Origin of the sequence: Peribacillus sp. NPDC006672, from assembly GCF_050274955.1 — a bacterium.
Classification (GTDB): domain Bacteria; phylum Bacillota; class Bacilli; order Bacillales; family DSM-1321; genus Peribacillus.
On record NZ_JBNNOR010000031.1, the window covers coordinates 15932 to 35072 of the forward strand.

Below are 19141 nucleotides of genomic sequence, written 5' to 3' on the forward strand. Positions count from 1 at the left end.
CATACTGTATTTAGACTTATTTACTATCATTTTTGAAAGAATTAATGGAAATTTCAAAATTTAATGGTAATATATACCTGGAAATGTGTGAGGGTTGTTAGTGAGTCCTTTCTTTTTCCATAGGAGTAACCGTGTAAAGTGGCCATTTTTATTCGAACTAATCGTTCCTGAATAAGGATTGTTGAAACTATTTGAATGAAACACATATCATGTATTTAAACAGATGTTCGTTTTGTAAAATCATTTAATATTTCCGACTGTACTTGATTGTATCAATAAAGAATCCATTTACTCATAATTGGATATAGTAACTACGGTAATCCTATTGGTGAATGAATCAATCCGTGCGGTTCTCTAAAGGGAAAATAAAAGCCATTGTGGCACATTTCAACCGATAAAATGGCACATATTATGAACATGCTATATTCTTACTCAAACGTATCACTGCTGCACATTTTTATGTAGGAATATCAAATTCACCTATTTTTAGAAACGACCTAAAAGTTAGTAGTAACCATAAATGGGGCGATATCCTTTATTGCAATAACAGTTTGAAAATGGTAATATGAAGTATGAGTTTAAATGTCTTATCATTGATGATTATTTAAATTAATCAGGTTGAGGCAACAAAATTGTATGTTCTTACATGTTTCATGAGTTCATTCTTGAGATTATTTTAGATTAAATAGGCCGCGCGTCTGGTCATATATAAAAGCTGCATTTCTTGGCGGCTTTAGTAGCTATTAGGGAATCAAGCCGCATTTTAGCGCTTTTCCACTTCTGCAAATCCTCAACGCACCGGGCCTGTTTTGTATAAGAATCTTGGCTCTCGTCAAGTTTTGTTCATACAGTCTTTTAAAGTCTGATGAATAATAGGTGCAGCAGCCCTCACCTGAATAAAACGGTGAAACATCCGTTTATGCTACTTTTAATTTTCCATATTGAATTTAATTTTGGTTACATGTACTTTTAAAAAGATGAGCGTATGTTAATGATAAGTTTACACGTGCGCGAACTAAAAATGCCAGTGAATGTTCGTACTGGTATATTTCCTTTTTAAAAAATCATATTGAGTTCATTTGAACTAAAAGGCAGACATACTTTTAGGTGATAATGATAAACTTTTTCATAAGAGATAAAGTAGAACATCCGTCATGATGATGAGGATTTGAACTAAACATCTGTGCATGATCCATGAATGCACGTGTAAATTTACGATATAAAAAGGAGTACGAAAACATTGACATTGTTTAGCGAATTAGGATTAGATAGAACGTCTATGAAATCAATAGAAAAAATGGGATTTGAGGAAGCAAGCCCGATTCAATCCCAAACGATACCTCTAGCTCTTGAAGGTAAAGATATCATTGGTCAAGCGCAAACTGGAACTGGTAAAACTGCTGCATTCGGTATCCCATTGATGGAAAACATCGATATTAATAACGAAAATGTGCAAGGGATTGTTATTGCACCTACACGTGAGCTTGCCATTCAAGTTTCCGAAGAACTTTTCAAACTTGGTTACGGAAAACGTGCCCGTGTATTAGCGGTTTATGGTGGACAAGATATCGACCGTCAAATCCGTGCTTTAAAGAAAAAACCACATATTATCGTTGGTACACCTGGTCGTCTTTTAGACCATATCAAACGTAAAAATATTAAATTAGGCGGAGTTCACACTGTAGTTCTTGATGAAGCAGATGAAATGCTTAACATGGGATTCATTGAGGATATCGAATTGATCCTTTCAACGGTTCCTGACGAAAGGCAAACATTGCTTTTCTCAGCTACAATGCCTGATCCAATCCGTAAAATTGCTGAAAGATTCATGCAAGAACCAGTTCTTGTACGTGTAAAAGCGAAAGAAATGACAGTGGATCGCATCGAACAATATTACTTGGAGTTAAAAGAAAGTGAAAAATTCGATACACTTGCACGCCTTTTCGATATTCAAACACCGGATCTTGCTATCGTCTTCGGACGTACGAAACGCCGTGTAGATGAATTGGCTTCTGCATTGAATATCCGCGGTTATATGGCTGAAGGCATTCATGGTGACCTAAGCCAGGCGAAACGTCTGTCCGTTTTGAAAAAATTCAAAGAAGGTAACATCGATGTCCTTGTTGCTACTGATGTGGCTGCACGTGGACTTGATATTTCCGGCGTAACTCACGTATACAACTTTGATATCCCTCAAGATCCAGAAAGCTACGTTCACCGTATTGGACGTACAGGACGTGCGGGTAAACACGGTATTGCCATTACGTTTGTAACACCACGGGAAAGAGGTCAACTGCATGCAGTTGAACATACAACGAAAAAACGTATGGAGAAACTTAAGACCCCTACGTTAACTGAAGCGTTGGAAGGTCAACAAAAAGCAGTAACGGAAAAAATCCTGACTACAATCGAGAATGATGATTTATCATTATACCTTGGTCAAGCGGAAGAGTTATTACAAAAACATAGTGCGGCGGATTTAGTTGCAGCTATGCTTAAATCAATGACAAAAGAACCGGATCAAACGCCAATCAAGTTAACGGAAGAGTCTCCATCTCCAATGCGCCGCAATCGTGGAGGAAGCAGTTCTTCTAGTAACAGACAGCGCAATGGCCGCAGTTCTTCAGGCAGAAAAGATTACGGTAGCGGATCAAGTAAACGCCCAAGCTCGAACCGTAAATCGAATGGTTACGGAAACCGTAGCACGAGCCAAAAAAGAGAAAAATCAAATAAAATTTAATTGAAATGGAAATGCCGCTCATTGAGCGGCATTTTTTTTATGCATCTCCATATTCCATAGGTTTACAAATGAGCAGACAGTTTCTGGATGAACGATTCAAGGACTTTGTTTGAAAAGTGGTTAAAACCCAGCATTTAATTATAGTATAATGGATGAAACGAAGGATGGATTCATTCAAAATACCGGTACAGAAGAGGGGAATCACATGGAACCTGAAAATCGTATATCGAATAAGGCCTTGACCGTATGGAAAATCAGTGGTCTTATAAGCTGTTCAATAACATGGATTATAAGTATCGCCGTTCTGGTGCTTACAATCATTTTTGATTGGACATATTGGGTTTTTGGAGCGTGTCTTATAATTTCGATAATCCAACCATATTTGACCATCTCTCTAATTCCTTCAGTAAAATGGAAGAGATGGCGTTACGAAGTAAGGAATACGGAAATTGATATCCAAAGTGGTATTTTTGTCATTAAAAGAACACTCATACCAATGATTAGGGTTCAGCATGTTGAAACGAAGCAAGGACCATTATTAAGAAAGTATGATTTAGCCTCCGTTGAAATATCCACTGCAGCGACCCTTCATGTTATACCTGCACTGGACCTTGCAGAGGCAGATGAATTACGGCACTATATTTCCAGAATGGCGAGTGTGGAGGAAGAAGATGTCTGAACCTAAAAGGCTTCACCCCATAGTTGTATTGCTTAATATTATTAAATCGATCAAAGAGTTGGTTATCCCTTTTTTACTAGTAGTCGTTATTCCTGGGAAGAATGAAGGGATTCCCGGATGGATTCAACCGCTAGTCATTGCCATTATTGTACTTTTACTGATAGTTAATGCATTCCTTCAATGGTTACGTTTTACATATCGCATAGAAGACGGCGAATTCAAAATTGAGTCCGGATTATTCATAAGGAAGAAGCGCTATATAAAGTTTGATCGCATTCATAGCATAGATATTTCAGAGGGCATCATACAGAGGATATTCCGGCTGGTGAAGTTGAATATTGAAACTGCAGGCGGGGCTCAGGCCGATGCTGTGTTATCGGCCATAAGAAAAAGTGAGGCGGAACGAATCAATGCTTTTATAAGCAAGGAGAAAAGCATCAATACGAATAACCCTCTTGATAAGGATAAAGATGAAGTGTGGGGAAATGAAGATGCGGCAAAATCATCCTCCGTTTTTAAGCAGACGCTTCCGCAATTATTCGTTATGGCTGCCACTTCAGGAGCGGTAGGTGTCTTTTTATCTGGAGGGATCGCTTTTATTTCACAGTTTGATGAAATAATACCTTTTGAACGGATATTTAAGGATTATGAGGATCTTATTGGAATGGGGACCATTATTCTTACGGTGCTTGCTCTGGTGGCCTTATTGGTGGTTTATGTACTGGCCACATTAAGTATGGTAATTAAATATGCTTCTTTTACCGTAAAAAAAACGGATGAGGAAATCGTTATTTCCAGAGGGCTTCTCGAGAAAAGGCAGCTGACAATCCCTATCCATAAAGTGCAAGGTATCAGGATCATGGAAAATTTGATTCGAAAGCCATTGGGTTTGGCGACAGTTTATATTGAATATGCAGGAGGCAGTATGGAAGATAAAGAAAGCCTATCAATCATGCTGTTCCCATTGATCAAGAAGAAGCATTTACATAAAAAAATCCAAGAAATTTTACCAGTTTATCAAACAACCATGGAGATGACGCCGATACCTAAGCGTGCACTTTCACGGTTTGTATTTCGCAGCGTTCTATACATTATCCCGATCATCGGTGCTTTGGTATGGTTTGGCAGGCCTTGGGGTTTTCTTTCCCTTTTACTTGTTCCGTTTGCGGTCTTTTGGGCTTACATGCAATATAAAGATGCTGGATGGGGGACAGAAGGGGATTTGTTGCAACTGAGCAGCCGTTTTTTTTCAAAGCAAACATTGATCATGCAGAGAAGCAGGATTCAATCAATCACATATAAAAAAAGTTGGTTTCAGAATCGAAAAGAATTAGCTACGATTTCAGCATCGATTAAATCTGGAGTTACCTCCCGTGTCGGCATGGTTGTGGATGTGGAAGAAAAGGATTGCCGAATAATTAAATCATGGTATTTACCTAAAAAAGCAGTCGACTCCCAATGAATGAATGGAAAGAGTCGGCTGTTTGTCCTACCATTTTTTTCTCCAGTATAATGGAGCTGTTAAAGCACCGGTTGCTATACCGGCCAAATGTCCGACAACGTTGATTTGTGGTTGAATGAAAGTCATGATAATGGCAATTCCGGTAAGGGTATATACTGTATTTCTTTCGTTGTTTGTAAAATTAGTTTTATTAAACAGTACAAGGTAAAAAAAGAAACCGAATAAACCAAAGATTGAACCGCTGGCACCTACGTGGTTATATGTCAGTGGTTCAATTAGAAAGGTTGCGATGTTAGCAAGGATTCCGGTCGATAAAAAGAAGATTGAAAACTTTACGGATCCGAGAAATTTCTCTAGGAATGGACCAAAGATGGCAAGTGAGAAACCATTAAACAGCAAATGTGTGAACGTGCTATGTAGAAAGATGGGGGTGATCAAACGCCACCATTGCCCATCAGCGATGAATAGGTTCACACCTGTGCCATAATAAAAAATTACATTACCAGGAAATATAGGGAAAAGGACGAGGACGAAAAAAATCATCATAATGAGTATGAGCACAGTCACAGCTCGATATGAATGGGTATATTCGCGGAAGCTTTCTGTTCTTGTAAACATAAATTCCTCCTTATTATCGTTTTAAATAAGATACATATTGCCATTTCCAGGTAAAAGAGTCCTCCTAATAATATGCAACTTATTAATTTAATAGAAGAGGTGTCAATTTGATTAAAGGTATAGGCGTCGACATTACTGAATTGGATAGAATGGAAAAATTGATTAACCGGCAACCCCGTATAAAGAAGCGTATATTAACCGAAAGGGAAGTCTCAATTTTCGAAAAGTTAAATGGAAGAAGGAAAATCGAGTATTTTGCTGGGCGCTTTGCAGCAAAGGAGGCTTTTTCTAAAGCATACGGTACAGGGATTGGTAAGCACTTGTCCTTTTTGGATATCGAAATCACATCTGATGATAAAGGAAAGCCAGTGATTTCAAAGCCGTTTTCTGAAGGGGTCCATCTTTCTATTAGCCACAGCAGGGAATATGCGGTTGCTCAGGTCGTCATCGAAAGGGTGAATTGAGTTTTGTCCAATCGGGTCATAAACCTTTAGGTTGTCTCATATACATTTAGTGCTATAGGGAGACAAGGCCCGGTAAAAGGTACATGGCAGAGTAGGTGCTCTCGAAAAGTTTTTAGCCGGATCGAATTGATCCGTGTTTAAAATACTGAGGAATTTAAGACATCAGTCGAGCCAATGTCCGGATCCTGCCTTTTCCTCTCCCTTTTACGTTCAAATGACAAAAAGGGGTTGAAAAGATGAAGAAGATGTTAATGCTTTTTGCAGGGATCATGCTCTTGCTTGCTCTTTCTGCTTGCGGCCAAAAATCACAGGGTGACGTAGTGAGTGAATTGAATGAGAAGCTTGGCGAAATGAAAGGATATAAAGCTAACGCGAAGATGACATTGAAGATGGGGACGGAACCGCAAGTGTATAATGTGGAAATTTGGCATAAAGACCCTTCCTTTTACCGCGTAAATCTTAAAAATGAGGAGAAGGATCAAAGCCAGATGATTTTGAAAAATGATGATGGTGTATATGTTTTGACGCCAGCTTTGAATAAGAGCTTTAAATTTCAAAGCGAGTGGCCGGAGAACAGCAGTCAGGCCTATTTGTTCGAGTCGCTGGTGAAAGACATTACGGAAGATAAAAGTGCGACATATAAAGAAACGGATAAGCATTATGTCTTTGAAACGAAAACGCGCTACCAAAACAATAAAATGTTGCCTTATCAAGAGATTACTATAAACAAAAAAGATTTATCTCCAGTCAGTGTAAAAGTCATGGACCCTGATAAGAACGCATTAGTCCTTGTTGAATTTTCAAAAGTGAAATTCGATACGACTTTTGATAAAGATTCATTTGATATGAAGAAAAACATGACAAGTGCACAACTTGAAGCGCCTGTTATGGCAGAAGTCCAAAATGAGGGGTTTTCGGTAAAATACCCTGAAAATATTGGTGATATGAACTTAACGGAAGAAAAGGAAATTGCGACGGAAAAGGGAGAACGTGTCGTTTTGACCTATGAGGGTAAAAAAAGTTTTACATTAGTTCAGGAAAAAGCTGAGGTAGTCCAAACCTCCGTTTCGATGAATGTTAATGGGGAGCCAGTTGATTTGGGTTATACAGTCGGAGCCATGACAGGAAATACAATTGCATGGACTTTTGAAGGTGTGGATTATATGCTTGCATCAAAGGAGTTGACGCAGGAAGAGATGATAGAAGTCGCCCGTTCAGTTGGGGAAGATCCTGTCAAATAGGATTTCATAACAAGCTGTTGTTCCCGTCTCCTTATGAAGGTTTCTTCTAGGAAGGATAGGCGGGGAAGCAGCTTGTTGGTATTTTAAATCCCTTCCATTTGGAGTGGTTTGGCAAGCTGGAAAATTAGAATCAAGGTTAAAAAGCACTTTATCTTTCTATCAGTTGGTTATAGAATGGTCCTATAATGAAAAGAAAACTTCGCTATTGGGAAGAATCTTATTGTGAGTGCAGGAAAGAAGGAAATGGGCTTGGAAACGAAAAACTTTCATCGGGATACGTGGGCAGAAGTAAATTTGGATAATATTTTTGAAAATATCTCTTCAATGAAAAAAGGACTGAGAAATGGCGTTAGTCTTTTCGCTGTCGTTAAAGCGAATGCTTATGGCCACGGGGACTATGAAGTGGCTAAAACCGCGCTTGAAGCGGGGGCTGATTTTTTAAGTGTCGCTTTCTTAGATGAGGCTCTTGCTTTACGGAAAAAAGGAATATTGGCTCCGATTCTTGTACTTGGGGCATCGAGGCCTGAAAGTGCAGCACTTGCTGCCGATTATGGGATTTCCGTGACGGTTTTCGATGCAGCATGGTTGGAGAAGGCAAAGGATTTATTGAAACCGGGACAAGTTCTGCAAGTTCATGTAAAAGTTGATAGCGGCATGGGGAGAATTGGCGTTCGAGATAAAGGCCAACTTTTGAAAGTGGAAAGTTTGCTTAATGGGGAAACGTGTTTCAACTTCCAAGGGATATTCACACATTTCGCGACGGCTGATGAAATAAAGACCGACTTTTATGAAAAGCAGCTTGCTTCATTTAAAGGAATGCTTTCCGCCTTGATTAGAAGGCCAGAATATATTCATGCAGCCAATAGTGCAGCTTCTTTAAGGTTTAGCGATCCTGAATCGAATGCGATAAGAATGGGGATTTCCATGTATGGTTTGAGCCCTTCTATGGAAATGCAGCCGATATTGCCATTTCGATTAAAACAGGCTATATCATTGAGAACGAAGATGGTTGCAGTTAAACAGCTTGCAAAGGGTGAAAGCGTTAGTTATGGAGCAACATATACGGCTGAAGGTGATGAATGGATTGGGACTTTGCCGATCGGTTATGCTGATGGCTGGATTCGTAAGCTGCAAGGTCAGGAAGTTCTTGTGGATGGAAGCAGAGTGCCGATTGTCGGCAGGATTTGCATGGATCAATGCATGATCAAGCTGCCTCGACCATTCCCTGTAGGAACAGAAGTCACGCTCATTGGGAACGATGGAGATGAAGCGATTACTGTTGATGAGGTAGCGGCTAAACTGGAAACGATCAATTATGAGGTAACATGTATGATAGGAGCAAGAGTGCCCCGCATATATATAAAAGACAATCAGTTGATTCATGTACGTAACTTCATCCTGGAATGACTGGATTGTAAAAAAAACCTAGGATTGTGAATAAGATTTCCTTTATTATGCTGATAATAGGATTGAGAATAGAATATACTCTTTGCAGATAGGCAATTTAATGGTAATATTGAAAAGGATATATAATAAAGGTGTGTAGTGATGGTGGAGGTGTATGTTTGTGTCTGAATCCAGCGCAACAAGAGAGATATTAATTCGATTACCTCAAAATTTTTTATCAGAGTTAGATGGGTATGCGAGTGAAGAAAATGTAAATCGCAGTGAATTTATTTATCGTGCCACAAAAATGTATCTTCGCGAGCGTAAAAAGAAAGAGTTTCGTGAATCGATGAAACGCGGTTATATTGAAATGGCGGCCATTAACTTAACGATTGCTTCTGAAGCCTTTCAGGCTGAATTCGAGGCTGGTCATTGCGTTGAACGATTAGTTAGCGGAGGCTGAGCCATTGATTGTTGTTAAGCGTGGTGACGTATACTTCGCAGACCTTTCCCCGGTAGTTGGTTCAGAGCAGGGTGGAACCCGTCCGGTACTAATTTTACAAAATGATATTGGTAATCGCTTTAGTCCGACTGTGATCGTGGCAGCCATTACAGCTCAAATTCAAAAAGCGAAATTGCCTACACATGTTGAGATTAATGCCAAAAAGTACGGATTCGAACGAGATTCCGTCATTTTATTAGAACAGATCCGGACAATTGATAAGCAGCGTTTAACTGATAAAATTACGCATCTTGACGAACCAATGATGCAAAAGGTCAATGAAGCTTTGCAAATCAGTCTAGGCCTCATTGAGTTTTAATGAAACGTTTTCCCGTTAATCCGGGCGTTATTATAATACAAATCATTCTTTATTTTAATTAGATGGCACGATTCCTGCAACAGTGGGAATCGTGTTTTTTTTGAAATTTATGGACAAAATAAAGGATTCAGAGGATGAAGATTCTTCACTCCAATTAAACGTATTATTATGATTGTATTAATCTTTACAGCAGGAAATATAAAAAAATTGACGAATAAAAAAAGTATACAATTAGATATTGGATGGAATGTTCATTGGTTTTTTTATTGGTATCATCCTAACTTTACTTTGAAAGATGTTTTTTTTACCTGACTTTCGGGTATGTAGTTATGTTGTAAATACTTTAGTGGGGAAACCCAATGGAACTCCAGATGGAAAGAACATTACAGTTAGTTAACATCCTTGTGACGAGGACAGGGGAACATAGCAATTGTGTTAGAATGGGAGGATATTATGAACCAATTGGTCTACGATTTTATTAAGCAAAATCATGATTACATCCTTACTGAGTGGATGGATATCATGAAGGAAAGTACAGACGAAAGATTAATTAAAGTCGTCTCCGATCGAATGTTCACGCAAACGAGCAGTGAATTTATAGATATGATCATTACGAATGTCGATAGTAAAAATAAGGAATTCACATTGAAGCTTTCAGATTTTGCCGAGAAAGTCGTCCAATTGGGATGGCCTCTTACTTTCGTCAATGAAGGGCTTCATAAATTCACGTTAATTGTCATTAATGGAATGGCGGTAAAGGGTTTGGTGCCTCCTGAAAATCAAGTCAATCTTGTTAACCATTTGGATAAATGGGCAACACCAATAAATAATGAGATAGTCAATATATATACCCAAACTTGGGAAAGAACCGTTTCCATGCAAAAAATAGCCTTGCAAGAACTTTCGGCACCGCTCATTCCTGTTTTGGAAGGCATTACGGTAATGCCACTGGTTGGTACAATTGATACAGAACGTGCCAAACAGATAATGGAAAACCTGCTGACTGGCGTGGTTAAGCATAGATCTGAAGTAGTTCTTATTGATATAACGGGTGTGCCGGTCGTGGATACCATGGTTGCTCATCATATCATCCAGGCAGCGGAAGCGGTCCGATTAGTGGGTGCTAAATGTATACTCTGCGGCATTCGCCCTGAAATAGCCCAAACCATCGTTAATCTTGGAATTAACTTAAATGAAGTGATTACAAAAAATACGTTGAAAAAAGGAATAGAAGTTGCGTTGGAATTAACGAGCCGTAAGATCGTAAAGGTGGAGGGATAAGTATGAGGATTCCGATATTAAAGCTTTATGACTGCTTGTTAGTCTCTATTCAGTGGGAATTGGATGATGTGACAGCCCTTCAATTTCAAGAGGACTTACTGCATAAGATTCATGAAACAAGCGCGAATGGCGTTGTTATAGATATAACCTCAATAGATTTTATAGATTCCTTTATCGCCAAGGTATTAGGCGATGTCTTTAGCATGTCTAAGCTAATGGGGGCAAAGGTTGTAATTACGGGGATCCAGCCTGCTGTTGCAATAACATTAATTGAACTGGGAATTAGTCTCGATGATGTTTTGACAGCATTAGATTTAGAGAAAGGCCTGGAGAAATTACAACAGGAATTGGGGGATTAAAGAATGGAGTTCCAATCCTGCGTAAAAATAATAAATGAATGGGACATCGTAGCTGCAAGGCAGCTCGGAAGAAATGTCGCTAAAGAGTTGGGGTTCGGTACTGTAGACCAGGCAAGGATCACAACGGCTATAAGCGAATTGGCCCGAAATATATACTTATATGCTGGACAAGGCAGTGTTAGCATAGAAAAGCCAAATATAAATGGGAAGTCAGGATTGAAAATCATTGCAGAGGACCAAGGGCCGGGAATTGAGGATATTCGCAGAGTCATGGAGGATGGATATACTACCTCAGGGGGACTGGGGGCAGGCCTTCCCGGAGTCAAACGTTTAATGGATGACTTCGATATTGAATCGATACCAGGTGAAGGGACTAAGATTGTCGCTACGAAATGGCTCCGTTAGGGGGAGGACTATGGATATTAGGGAGAACATGGAGAAAAAGTATCATGAGGCGCTTTCTACTTATCTTAAAGACCAAAATGAGCAGGCACTCTACCAAGGGCAAAAGATTAGCCGCCTACATATAAAATACAATATATCTCCAGAAGAAATCATCAGTATGCATAAAAATAACTTAATGGAACTTTACCCGGAATTACCGGGAAAAGTATTGGATTCATTCGATTTTCTGTTAGAAGTTATGATGGGATATGGCATTGCATACCGTGAACATCAAAGCCTTAGACATCAACAGCAGGAACTGAAAACGGAAATTGAGATCGCGGCAAACGTTCAACATACTCTTTTGGAAACGGAAATTCCTGATATCAAAGCTCTTGAAATAGGGGTGATAAGTGTTCCGGCCAGACAGATGAATGGAGATTATTATCACTTCGTCCAAGATGAAAATGAACGTATCGGGGTAGGGATAGCCGATGTCATAGGAAAAGGGATTCCTGCTGCATTGTGCATGTCGATGATTAAATATGCGATGGATAGTCTTCCGGAGCATCGTCATGAACCGAATAGTGTGCTTGAGAGTTTAAACCGTGTTGTAGAGCATAATGTGGATCCAAGTATGTTCATAACGATGTTCTATGGATTATATGATCCGCATGACAGGCAATTTTCCTATGCTTCAGCTGGGCATGAACCTGGTTTTTATTATGACGCCGCTTCAGGTACTTTTAACGATTTGGATGCAAAAGGGTTGTTGCTTGGAGTTGATAAAAAAACAAGGTATCGCCAATATGAAAAAACGGTGAATCGTGGAGATATGATTATTTTATTATCTGATGGAGTGACCGAGTGCCGGACAAATGATGGGTTCATAGAAAGGGAAACACTTATTGGTTTCATTAAAAAGAATATGCACTTACAAGCCCAGGAAATGGTGAATAATATATATAAGCAATTGGAGAAAATGCAGAACTTCCAACTAAGGGATGATTTCACATTAATAATTTTAAAATCAAATGTTTAATATTTTTTCCACAGGGTATAGATATAGGAATTAAGCGGATTTGAAGAGGTGGGTCAAGGATGAATATAACAGTTGATGTTAATGAATTAAATACTGAATTTATTGTAAAACTAAAAGGTGAAATCGATGCCTATACTGCACCGAAATTAAGAGAATCACTATTTCCAATTTCAGAGCAGGACAATGTTTCAATTATTATTGATTTAACTGAAGTTTCCTATATGGATAGTACGGGACTTGGTGTATTTGTCGGTGCTTTTAAAAGCGTAAGGGCACATGATGGCGAATTCACTTTAGTTGGTTTATCAGAAAGGTTACGACGTTTATTCGATATTACGGGTCTTGCAGATATCATTGATATAAAAAGTGGTACAGAGGGTGGGTTAGAATGAGTCAAGTATATGATTACATCGAAATGAAAATACCTGCAAAACCAGAGTTCATCGGTGTCATTCGTTTAACGCTTTCTGGAATAGGTAGCCGGATGGGGTTTGCGTATGATGAAATCGAGGATTTGAAAATCGCTACCAGTGAGGCTTGTACAAATGCGGTACAGCATGCATATAAGGATTCTGAAAAAGGTGAAGTGAAAGTGAGTTTCGGGCTTTATCCTGACCGTTTAGAGGTCATGGTTTCTGATAGTGGTAAGAGCTGTAATTTCGAAGAGGTCCGTCAAGGAATCGGTCCATACGAAAATGGACAAAAAGTCGAACTCATGAGAGAAGGAGGCTTGGGTCTTTACCTCATTGAAACTCTGATGGATGATGTGAAAATTCATCAGCATAACGGGGTTACAGTATTTATGACTAAGTTTTTAGAAGGAGAGCAGGTGGAGATGGATGCAAAAACAGTCTCAACCTAATCAGGAACAAAGGGAACAGGTAAATGAATGGATTAGAGCTTATCAGCAGAACCAAGATGAAGAAGCACAGAGCAACCTAGTCATCCATTATAAAAGTTTGGTTGAAACAATCTCCCGAAAGTATGCGAAGGGGAAATCGTTTCAGGAGGATATCTCTCAGGTCGGCATGATTGGTTTGTTAGGTGCCATTCGAAGATATGATGAATCTTTCGGTAAAAGCTTTGAGGCGTTTGCCGTTCCTACAATAGTCGGGGAAATCAAAAGGTTCTTGCGTGACAAAACATGGAGTGTGCATGTGCCAAGAAGAATTAAGGAACTTGGTCCGAAAATAAGGGTGACTGTCGAGGAATTAACGACGACTCTGCACCGTTCACCAAGAATAGATGAAATAGCCGATTGTATAGGAGTTACTGAAGAAGAAGTTTTAGAAGCGATGGAAATGGGTAAAAGCTATCAAGCTTTATCTGTTGATCATTCTATTGAGGCGGATTCCGATGGTGGTACGGTCACATTGCTTGATATTTTCGGAAATGTCGATGAAGGTTTTGAAAAGGTCAATCAGCGGCTGGTGCTTGAAAAGGTCCTGCATGTGTTGAGTGACCGTGAAAAGATGATCATTCAACATACTTATTTAGAAAATTTAAGTCAAAAAGAAGCGGGAGATAAACTTGGAATCTCCCAAATGCATGTATCGAGACTCCAGCGCCGCGCAATCAAGAAACTTCAGGAAGCCATTAATGCTGAAAACTCGGAGTTAATTCAGTGATCAAAGATATTCTGCGAGAAGAAAAAATAGAAGTCCTTGTCTCGCAATCCTCTAAAAACGGGATGGTATATTGCGGTGATGATTACTTTTTTCTTCATACGAAAGAATACTTTGTGTGCGTATTGGCAGATGGGCTAGGCAGTGGGCAATACGCTTATGAATCCTCTCATGCTGTCATCGAGGAAGTGAAACGTAATCATGAGCTTGATGTCGAATCATTGATGGCCGTATGTAATCAAGTTTTAATCGATAAACGGGGGGCAGCCGTTTCCATTTTGAAAATATTTTATGAGAAGAATGAATTTGTATACAGCTCCGTGGGGAACATCCGCTTTTTCTTGTATAATCCAAGCGACGACAAACTCGTTTATCCTATACCTGTTACAGGGTATTTATCCGGCAGGAAACAGAAATACAGGACGCAGAGCTACAAATATGAACCAAATGCAAAATTCATTCTGCATTCAGATGGTTTAGAACTTAAGGGAGCTAAATCTTTTTTAAAAAGGCTGGTACCGATCGATAAGAACGCTCAATGCATTCTAGAAAGCAATCCAGCAACTGCAGATGACACAACTTTCATTTTAGGAAGCTTACTTTCGCTGTAATCCGGAAGTGAGCTTTTTTGTATGGAATTCGCAACTTCATCTCTCATTTGCTAGACTATACGTATCAGATTAAAAGGTTGGGGGTAAACATAATGATCGATGTAGAAGATAAATTAAAGGATTTGGTTAAACAAATATCCAATGAGTTAACTTTAAAGAGTCATCAAGTTCAAAACGTCATACAGATGCTGCAAGAGGGTAACACAGTCCCTTTTATTGCCCGGTATAGAAAAGAAATGACGGGTTCACTAGATGAAGTTCAAATTCGGTCCATTATGGAAAGATGGAACTATCTAGAAAACCTTGGGCAGAGGAAAGTGGAAGTTACGCGTTCGATTGGTGAACAGGGGAAATTGACGGAAGAGTTAACAAGGCAAATCGAGAAGGCGACAAAGCTGCAGGAAGTGGAGGATTTATACAGACCATTCAAGCAAAAAAGGAGAACGAAAGCAACGGTAGCTAAGGAAAAGGGGTTAGAACCACTTGCAAATTGGCTTCTTGAATGTCAATTGCATGCACGGGTTAGCGATAAAGCTGCAGAATACATATCGGCAGAAAAAGAAGTTCCTTCTATTGAAGAGGCCATTGCAGGAGCGCAGGATATAATAGCGGAGCATATTTCCGATGATGCAGAATTAAGAAAGTGGATAAGGGCTGAAATCTTCAAAGCCGGAAAAGTAGTTTCGGTTGTGAAAAATGAAGAGAAGGACGAGAAAAAAATCTTCGAGATGTACTATGAATATGAGGAGCCGGTTCAAAGGATCGTACCCCATCGCGTCTTAGCGCTTAACAGAGGCGAAAAGGAAGAGGTTTTACGAATATCAATCCATCCTCGGACTGAAATCATCATTGGTCATCTGGAACGGAAAATCATTAAAAATAACAAATCTGAAGCCCAAACTGTTCTTAAATCAGCGATTGAGGATGGACTCAAGCGTTTGATCATGCCTTCGGTAGAACGGGAAATCAGGAAAGAGCTGACGGAAAAAGCAGAGGATCAAGCTATCCATATTTTCTCTGAAAATCTACGGAATCTGCTCTTGCAGCCTCCGCTTAAAGGGAAAGTGGTCCTTGCTCTAGATCCAGCTTACCGGACTGGGTGTAAGTTGGCTGTCATTGATGAAACGGGAAAGGTACTCGATATCAGTGTAATCTATCCGCATCCTCCTGTTGCGAAGTTTAATGCTGCCCGTGAAAAAACGATCGAAATACTTCAGCGGTTCAAAGTTGAAATTGTGGCAATCGGCAATGGGACGGCTTCACGTGAATCAGAGCAATTCATTGCGGATATTCTAAAAGAATTGAAAGGGAATATTTCTTATATCATTGTTAATGAAGCGGGGGCAAGTGTATATTCTGCCTCGGATATTGCCCGTGAAGAGTTTCCGGATCTTCAAGTAGAACAGAGAAGCGCCGTATCAATAGGCAGAAGGCTTCAAGATCCCCTTGCTGAACTTGTTAAAATTGATCCTCAATCAGTGGGGGTAGGTCAGTATCAACATGACGTGTCCCAGAAAAAGTTAACGGAATCCCTTTCCTTTGTAGTAGAGACAGCTGTTAACCAGGTGGGAGTTAACGTCAATACCGCTTCATCGTCTCTATTACAATATGTAGCTGGTTTATCAAAATCAGTTGCTCAAAATATTGTAAAGAAAAGGGAAGTGGAAGGGAAGTTTTCTAGCAGGAAGGAATTAAAGAAGATTCCCCGACTTGGCGCCAAAACATATGAACAATGCATAGGGTTCTTACGTATCATTAATGGAGATGAACCTTTGGATCAAACCGCGATACATCCTGAGAACTACAGTGCCGTGAATAAATTGTTAAAGAAAATGGGATTCACATCTGAGGATTTAGGCAGTGATGCACTGAATGAAGAGTTAGGTAAACTAAATCCGGCGGAACTAGTCAATGTATTGGAAATTGGGGAAATTACGATTAAAGATATCATAGATGATTTGATGAAACCGGGAAGAGATCCTCGGGATGAATTATCAAAACCACTGCTTAAACAAGATGTGCTAAAAATGGAGGATCTGCAAACTGGGATGGAATTACAAGGTACAGTGAGGAATGTTGTGGATTTCGGTGCGTTTGTGGACATTGGTGTTAAACAGGATGGACTTGTGCATATTTCCAAACTAAGCAACCGGTTTGTAAAACACCCTTTGGATGTAGTTGCCGTTGGGGATGTTGTAACGGTTTGGGTAGAACTGGTCGACTCTCAAAAGCAAAGGGTATCTTTAACTATGCTCGAGCCAAAGAATCAAAACTAGCCTATGGTAAGCTCCTTCTATATTAGAAGGGGTTTTTTTTAGGGAAGCGAATGTATGTTATATTTCGAACATAGTTGAATCTATAATCGGAGACTTTCCTTTTTTTGATAAAAAAACCAACATTGATTCAACATCTTCACTTGATAATAATCCTTTTCATAAAAGGCTTTACGAATTTGATTCTGGAACCAATTAGGCATAGCTTTTCCTCCCTTAGTTTCCTATTGTATTATTAGTCTATGTTATAATGGGTTGTCATGTTACCAAGGAAAGGGAGGGGGAAATGGATAATCTGCAATTGCAAAAACTAGTCGAAGAAATTTCGTTGAAAGACTTTAAAAAGGCCTTTAGACATGTAGCCACTTTTAACCCTCGTCTTCGAACTACAGGAGGACGATACTTGCTGCGCTCACACAATATTGAAATTAATAAGAAGTATCTTGATGAACGCGGTGTGGGAGAAATGATTGGTATCATAAAACATGAATTGTGCCATTATCATCTGCACATCGAGAAAAAAGGATATCAGCATCGTGATGCGGACTTTAAGCAATTACTCAAAAAAGTGGGGGCTCCCAGATTTTGCGAGCCACTACCATCAAACCAAGTAAAGAGAAAGATGAATACTATTCAATATAAATGTGAAGACTGTCAGCAGGTGTATATAAGAAAAAAACGAATCGACACTACCCGTTTCGTTTGTGGTAAATGTCGCGGAACATTGATTTACCAAGGGTTTAAAGAGGGAAAAACAAAAATTTAAAAAAACACAAAAGAACTCTTGACTTTAGGTTGTAACCTCTTTATAATCATAAGAGTCGACAAGATAACAACTTGTTCTTCACGACAACCACTAAGGTCCTTGAGCATGAAAAAGGAACCCAATTTTCATTATTCCGCAGTAGCTCAGTGGTAGAGCATTCGGCTGTTAACCGAACGGTCGTAGGTTCGAGTCCTACCTGCGGAGCCATTTTTTTGGGGAAGTACTCAAGAGGCTGAAGAGGCGCCCCTGCTAAGGGTGTAGGTCGCGTAAGCGGCGCGAGGGTTCAAATCCCTCCTTCTCCGCCAGTTACATATTTTATCAAGGCCCATTGGTCAAGCGGTTAAGACACCGCCCTTTCACGGCGGTAACACGGGTTCGAATCCCGTATGGGTCACTTTATTCACATGATTATAATACTGGTCCCGTGGTGTAGCGGTTAACATGCCTGCCTGTCACGCAGGAGATCGCGGGTTCGATTCCCGTCGGGACCGCCATTTTTTTAAAAAATACTTGCTAAAGTAATGTTATGATGATATAATATTAACCTAGTCGTTAAAAAGTATTTGATTGTTGGGCTATAGCCAAGCGGTAAGGCAACGGATTTTGATTCCGTCATGCGAAGGTTCGATCCCTTCTAGCCCAGCCATTTTATTTAGAGCCATTAGCTCAGTTGGTAGAGCATCTGACTTTTAATCAGAGGGTCGAAGGTTCGAATCCTTCATGGCTCACCATTTCTTTTCGCGGGTGTGGCGGAATTGGCAGACGCACCAGACTTAGGATCTGGCGCCGCAAGGCGTGGGGGTTCAAGTCCCTTCACCCGCACTGATATTTTTCTTCTTGACAACGAGTTGAAAAGGTGTTAAACTTACAAAGTCGCTTTCGCGGTCGTGGCGGAATGGCAGACGCGCTAGGTTGAGGGCCTAGTGGGGGAAACCCCGTGGAGGTTCAAATCCTCTCGGCCGCACCAATAACATCATAGAAATTAGCGCCCGTAGCTCAATTGGATAGAGCATCTGACTACGAATCAGAAGGTTGTAGGTTCGACTCCCGCCGGGCGCACCATATTTTACGGGAAGTAGCTCAGCTTGGTAGAGCACTTGGTTTGGGACCAAGGGGTCGCAGGTTCGAATCCTGTCTTCCCGACCATTCTTTCTGAAAATACTTTAAAATTAAATGCGGGTGTAGTTTAGTGGTAAAACCTCAGCCTTCCAAGCTGATGATGAGAGTTCGATTCTCTTCACCCGCTCCATTATTGCTCTTTGAAAACTGAACAAAACAAAGCGCCAACGTTAAATTTAAGTGAGCACACACTATTAAAAAAGCAAAATGAGCAAGTCAAACATTTCTTCGGAGAGTTTGATCCTGGCTCAGGACGAACGCTGGCGGCGT

Annotated in this window: 20 protein-coding genes and 11 tRNA genes; 29 read left to right on the forward strand and 2 right to left on the reverse strand. The window is 39.9% G+C overall.

Annotated elements, in window-relative coordinates; all coding sequences use genetic code 11:
• Nucleotides 1-1240 precede the first annotated feature (1240 nt).
• The 3 genes from ACQKKK_RS25605 to ACQKKK_RS25615 all read left to right on the forward strand — a co-directional run bounded on the left by ACQKKK_RS25605 (nucleotide 1241) and on the right by ACQKKK_RS25615 (nucleotide 4881).
• The gene (locus tag ACQKKK_RS25605; RefSeq protein ID WP_427619928.1) at nucleotides 1241-2740 is read left to right on the forward strand and encodes a DEAD/DEAH box helicase; all 1500 of its coding nucleotides are present in this window, start codon (nucleotides 1241-1243) and stop codon (nucleotides 2738-2740) included.
• A 205-nt stretch (nucleotides 2741-2945) separates the two neighbouring features.
• Nucleotides 2946-3419 (forward strand): PH domain-containing protein, encoded by a 474-nt coding sequence (locus tag ACQKKK_RS25610; protein WP_427619929.1) that lies wholly within the window; start codon nucleotides 2946-2948, stop codon nucleotides 3417-3419.
• The gene (locus tag ACQKKK_RS25615) at nucleotides 3412-4881 is read left to right on the forward strand and encodes a PH domain-containing protein (protein WP_427619930.1); all 1470 of its coding nucleotides are present in this window, start codon (nucleotides 3412-3414) and stop codon (nucleotides 4879-4881) included. The genes ACQKKK_RS25610 and ACQKKK_RS25615 overlap by 8 nt, the downstream gene beginning before the upstream one ends.
• Nucleotides 4882-4908: 27 nt before the next feature.
• Here the strand turns inward: ACQKKK_RS25615 and ACQKKK_RS25620 are convergent, their stop codons facing one another.
• Nucleotides 4909-5499 (reverse strand): rhomboid family intramembrane serine protease, encoded by a 591-nt coding sequence (locus tag ACQKKK_RS25620; RefSeq protein WP_427619931.1) that lies wholly within the window; start codon nucleotides 5497-5499, stop codon nucleotides 4909-4911.
• A gap of 107 nt (nucleotides 5500-5606) precedes the next feature.
• Between ACQKKK_RS25620 and acpS the strand changes: the two genes are divergently transcribed.
• The 14 genes from acpS (at nucleotide 5607) to ACQKKK_RS25690 (ending at nucleotide 16989) form a co-directional block, all read left to right on the forward strand.
• Nucleotides 5607-5963 carry a holo-ACP synthase gene (gene acpS / locus ACQKKK_RS25625; RefSeq protein WP_427619932.1) on the forward strand — a complete coding sequence of 119 codons (357 nt, stop codon included), beginning with the start codon at nucleotides 5607-5609 and terminating at the stop codon, nucleotides 5961-5963.
• A gap of 236 nt (nucleotides 5964-6199) precedes the next feature.
• A complete protein-coding gene (locus ACQKKK_RS25630) occupies nucleotides 6200-7204 on the forward strand; it encodes a LolA family protein (RefSeq protein ID WP_427619933.1) in 1005 nt (334 codons plus the stop codon).
• A 243-nt stretch (nucleotides 7205-7447) separates the two neighbouring features.
• Entirely contained in the window at nucleotides 7448-8611 is a 1164-nt protein-coding gene (gene alr / locus ACQKKK_RS25635; RefSeq protein ID WP_427619943.1) for an alanine racemase, read from the forward strand.
• 160 nt (nucleotides 8612-8771) lie between these two features.
• A complete protein-coding gene (locus ACQKKK_RS25640) occupies nucleotides 8772-9053 on the forward strand; it encodes a CopG family ribbon-helix-helix protein (protein WP_061465936.1) in 282 nt (93 codons plus the stop codon).
• Between the two features lie 7 nt (nucleotides 9054-9060).
• Nucleotides 9061-9411 carry a type II toxin-antitoxin system PemK/MazF family toxin gene (locus ACQKKK_RS25645; RefSeq protein ID WP_034306610.1) on the forward strand — a complete coding sequence of 117 codons (351 nt, stop codon included), beginning with the start codon at nucleotides 9061-9063 and terminating at the stop codon, nucleotides 9409-9411.
• Nucleotides 9412-9864: 453 nt separating this feature from the next.
• Complete coding sequence (locus tag ACQKKK_RS25650) at nucleotides 9865-10692, forward strand: STAS domain-containing protein (RefSeq protein ID WP_427619934.1); 828 nt, start codon at nucleotides 9865-9867, stop codon at nucleotides 10690-10692.
• Between the two features lie 2 nt (nucleotides 10693-10694).
• A complete protein-coding gene (locus ACQKKK_RS25655) occupies nucleotides 10695-11051 on the forward strand; it encodes an STAS domain-containing protein (protein ID WP_048682053.1) in 357 nt (118 codons plus the stop codon).
• A gap of 3 nt (nucleotides 11052-11054) precedes the next feature.
• A complete protein-coding gene (locus tag ACQKKK_RS25660) occupies nucleotides 11055-11456 on the forward strand; it encodes an anti-sigma regulatory factor (protein ID WP_061461187.1) in 402 nt (133 codons plus the stop codon).
• A 10-nt stretch (nucleotides 11457-11466) separates the two neighbouring features.
• A complete protein-coding gene (locus ACQKKK_RS25665; protein WP_427619935.1) occupies nucleotides 11467-12477 on the forward strand; it encodes a PP2C family protein-serine/threonine phosphatase in 1011 nt (336 codons plus the stop codon).
• Between the two features lie 59 nt (nucleotides 12478-12536).
• Nucleotides 12537-12869, forward strand: coding sequence for an anti-sigma factor antagonist (locus ACQKKK_RS25670; protein ID WP_427619936.1), 333 nt, complete (start codon nucleotides 12537-12539; stop codon nucleotides 12867-12869).
• Nucleotides 12866-13339 carry an anti-sigma B factor RsbW gene (gene rsbW, locus ACQKKK_RS25675; RefSeq protein ID WP_427619937.1) on the forward strand — a complete coding sequence of 158 codons (474 nt, stop codon included), beginning with the start codon at nucleotides 12866-12868 and terminating at the stop codon, nucleotides 13337-13339. Before ACQKKK_RS25670 ends, rsbW begins: the two co-directional genes overlap by 4 nt.
• Nucleotides 13317-14105 carry an RNA polymerase sigma factor SigB gene (gene sigB / locus ACQKKK_RS25680; RefSeq protein WP_427619938.1) on the forward strand — a complete coding sequence of 263 codons (789 nt, stop codon included), beginning with the start codon at nucleotides 13317-13319 and terminating at the stop codon, nucleotides 14103-14105. The genes rsbW and sigB overlap by 23 nt, the downstream gene beginning before the upstream one ends.
• Nucleotides 14102-14713 carry a PP2C family serine/threonine-protein phosphatase gene (locus tag ACQKKK_RS25685; RefSeq protein WP_427619939.1) on the forward strand — a complete coding sequence of 204 codons (612 nt, stop codon included), beginning with the start codon at nucleotides 14102-14104 and terminating at the stop codon, nucleotides 14711-14713. The genes sigB and ACQKKK_RS25685 overlap by 4 nt, the downstream gene beginning before the upstream one ends.
• Before the next feature lie 92 nt (nucleotides 14714-14805).
• Nucleotides 14806-16989 carry a Tex family protein gene (locus ACQKKK_RS25690; protein ID WP_427619940.1) on the forward strand — a complete coding sequence of 728 codons (2184 nt, stop codon included), beginning with the start codon at nucleotides 14806-14808 and terminating at the stop codon, nucleotides 16987-16989.
• Between the two features lie 80 nt (nucleotides 16990-17069).
• Here ACQKKK_RS25690 and cmpA read toward each other — a convergent pair whose 3' ends face one another.
• On the reverse strand, nucleotides 17070-17189 hold the full coding sequence (gene cmpA / locus ACQKKK_RS25695; RefSeq protein WP_089364909.1) for a cortex morphogenetic protein CmpA: 120 nt from the start codon (nucleotides 17187-17189) through the stop codon (nucleotides 17070-17072).
• Nucleotides 17190-17272: 83 nt separating this feature from the next.
• Here cmpA and ACQKKK_RS25700 point away from each other — a divergent pair, with 83 nt between their 5' ends.
• The 12 genes from ACQKKK_RS25700 to ACQKKK_RS25755 all read left to right on the forward strand — a co-directional run bounded on the left by ACQKKK_RS25700 (nucleotide 17273) and on the right by ACQKKK_RS25755 (nucleotide 19001).
• Entirely contained in the window at nucleotides 17273-17752 is a 480-nt protein-coding gene (locus ACQKKK_RS25700) for a SprT family protein (protein ID WP_427619941.1), read from the forward strand.
• Nucleotides 17753-17884: 132 nt separating this feature from the next.
• Nucleotides 17885-17959: transfer RNA gene (locus ACQKKK_RS25705), tRNA-Asn, on the forward strand.
• A gap of 7 nt (nucleotides 17960-17966) precedes the next feature.
• Nucleotides 17967-18057, forward strand: a tRNA-Ser gene (locus tag ACQKKK_RS25710).
• Between the two features lie 17 nt (nucleotides 18058-18074).
• Nucleotides 18075-18146, forward strand: a tRNA-Glu gene (locus ACQKKK_RS25715).
• Between the two features lie 24 nt (nucleotides 18147-18170).
• Nucleotides 18171-18246, forward strand: a tRNA-Asp gene (locus ACQKKK_RS25720).
• Nucleotides 18247-18323: 77 nt separating this feature from the next.
• Nucleotides 18324-18398 (forward strand) — tRNA-Gln (locus ACQKKK_RS25725).
• A gap of 9 nt (nucleotides 18399-18407) precedes the next feature.
• A tRNA-Lys gene (locus ACQKKK_RS25730) sits at nucleotides 18408-18483 on the forward strand.
• Between the two features lie 9 nt (nucleotides 18484-18492).
• Nucleotides 18493-18574 (forward strand) — tRNA-Leu (locus ACQKKK_RS25735).
• A gap of 59 nt (nucleotides 18575-18633) precedes the next feature.
• Nucleotides 18634-18719 (forward strand) — tRNA-Leu (locus tag ACQKKK_RS25740).
• A gap of 18 nt (nucleotides 18720-18737) precedes the next feature.
• Nucleotides 18738-18814: transfer RNA gene (locus ACQKKK_RS25745), tRNA-Arg, on the forward strand.
• 7 nt (nucleotides 18815-18821) lie between these two features.
• Nucleotides 18822-18898, forward strand: a tRNA-Pro gene (locus ACQKKK_RS25750).
• A 29-nt stretch (nucleotides 18899-18927) separates the two neighbouring features.
• A tRNA-Gly gene (locus ACQKKK_RS25755) sits at nucleotides 18928-19001 on the forward strand.
• Nucleotides 19002-19141 lie beyond the last annotated feature (140 nt).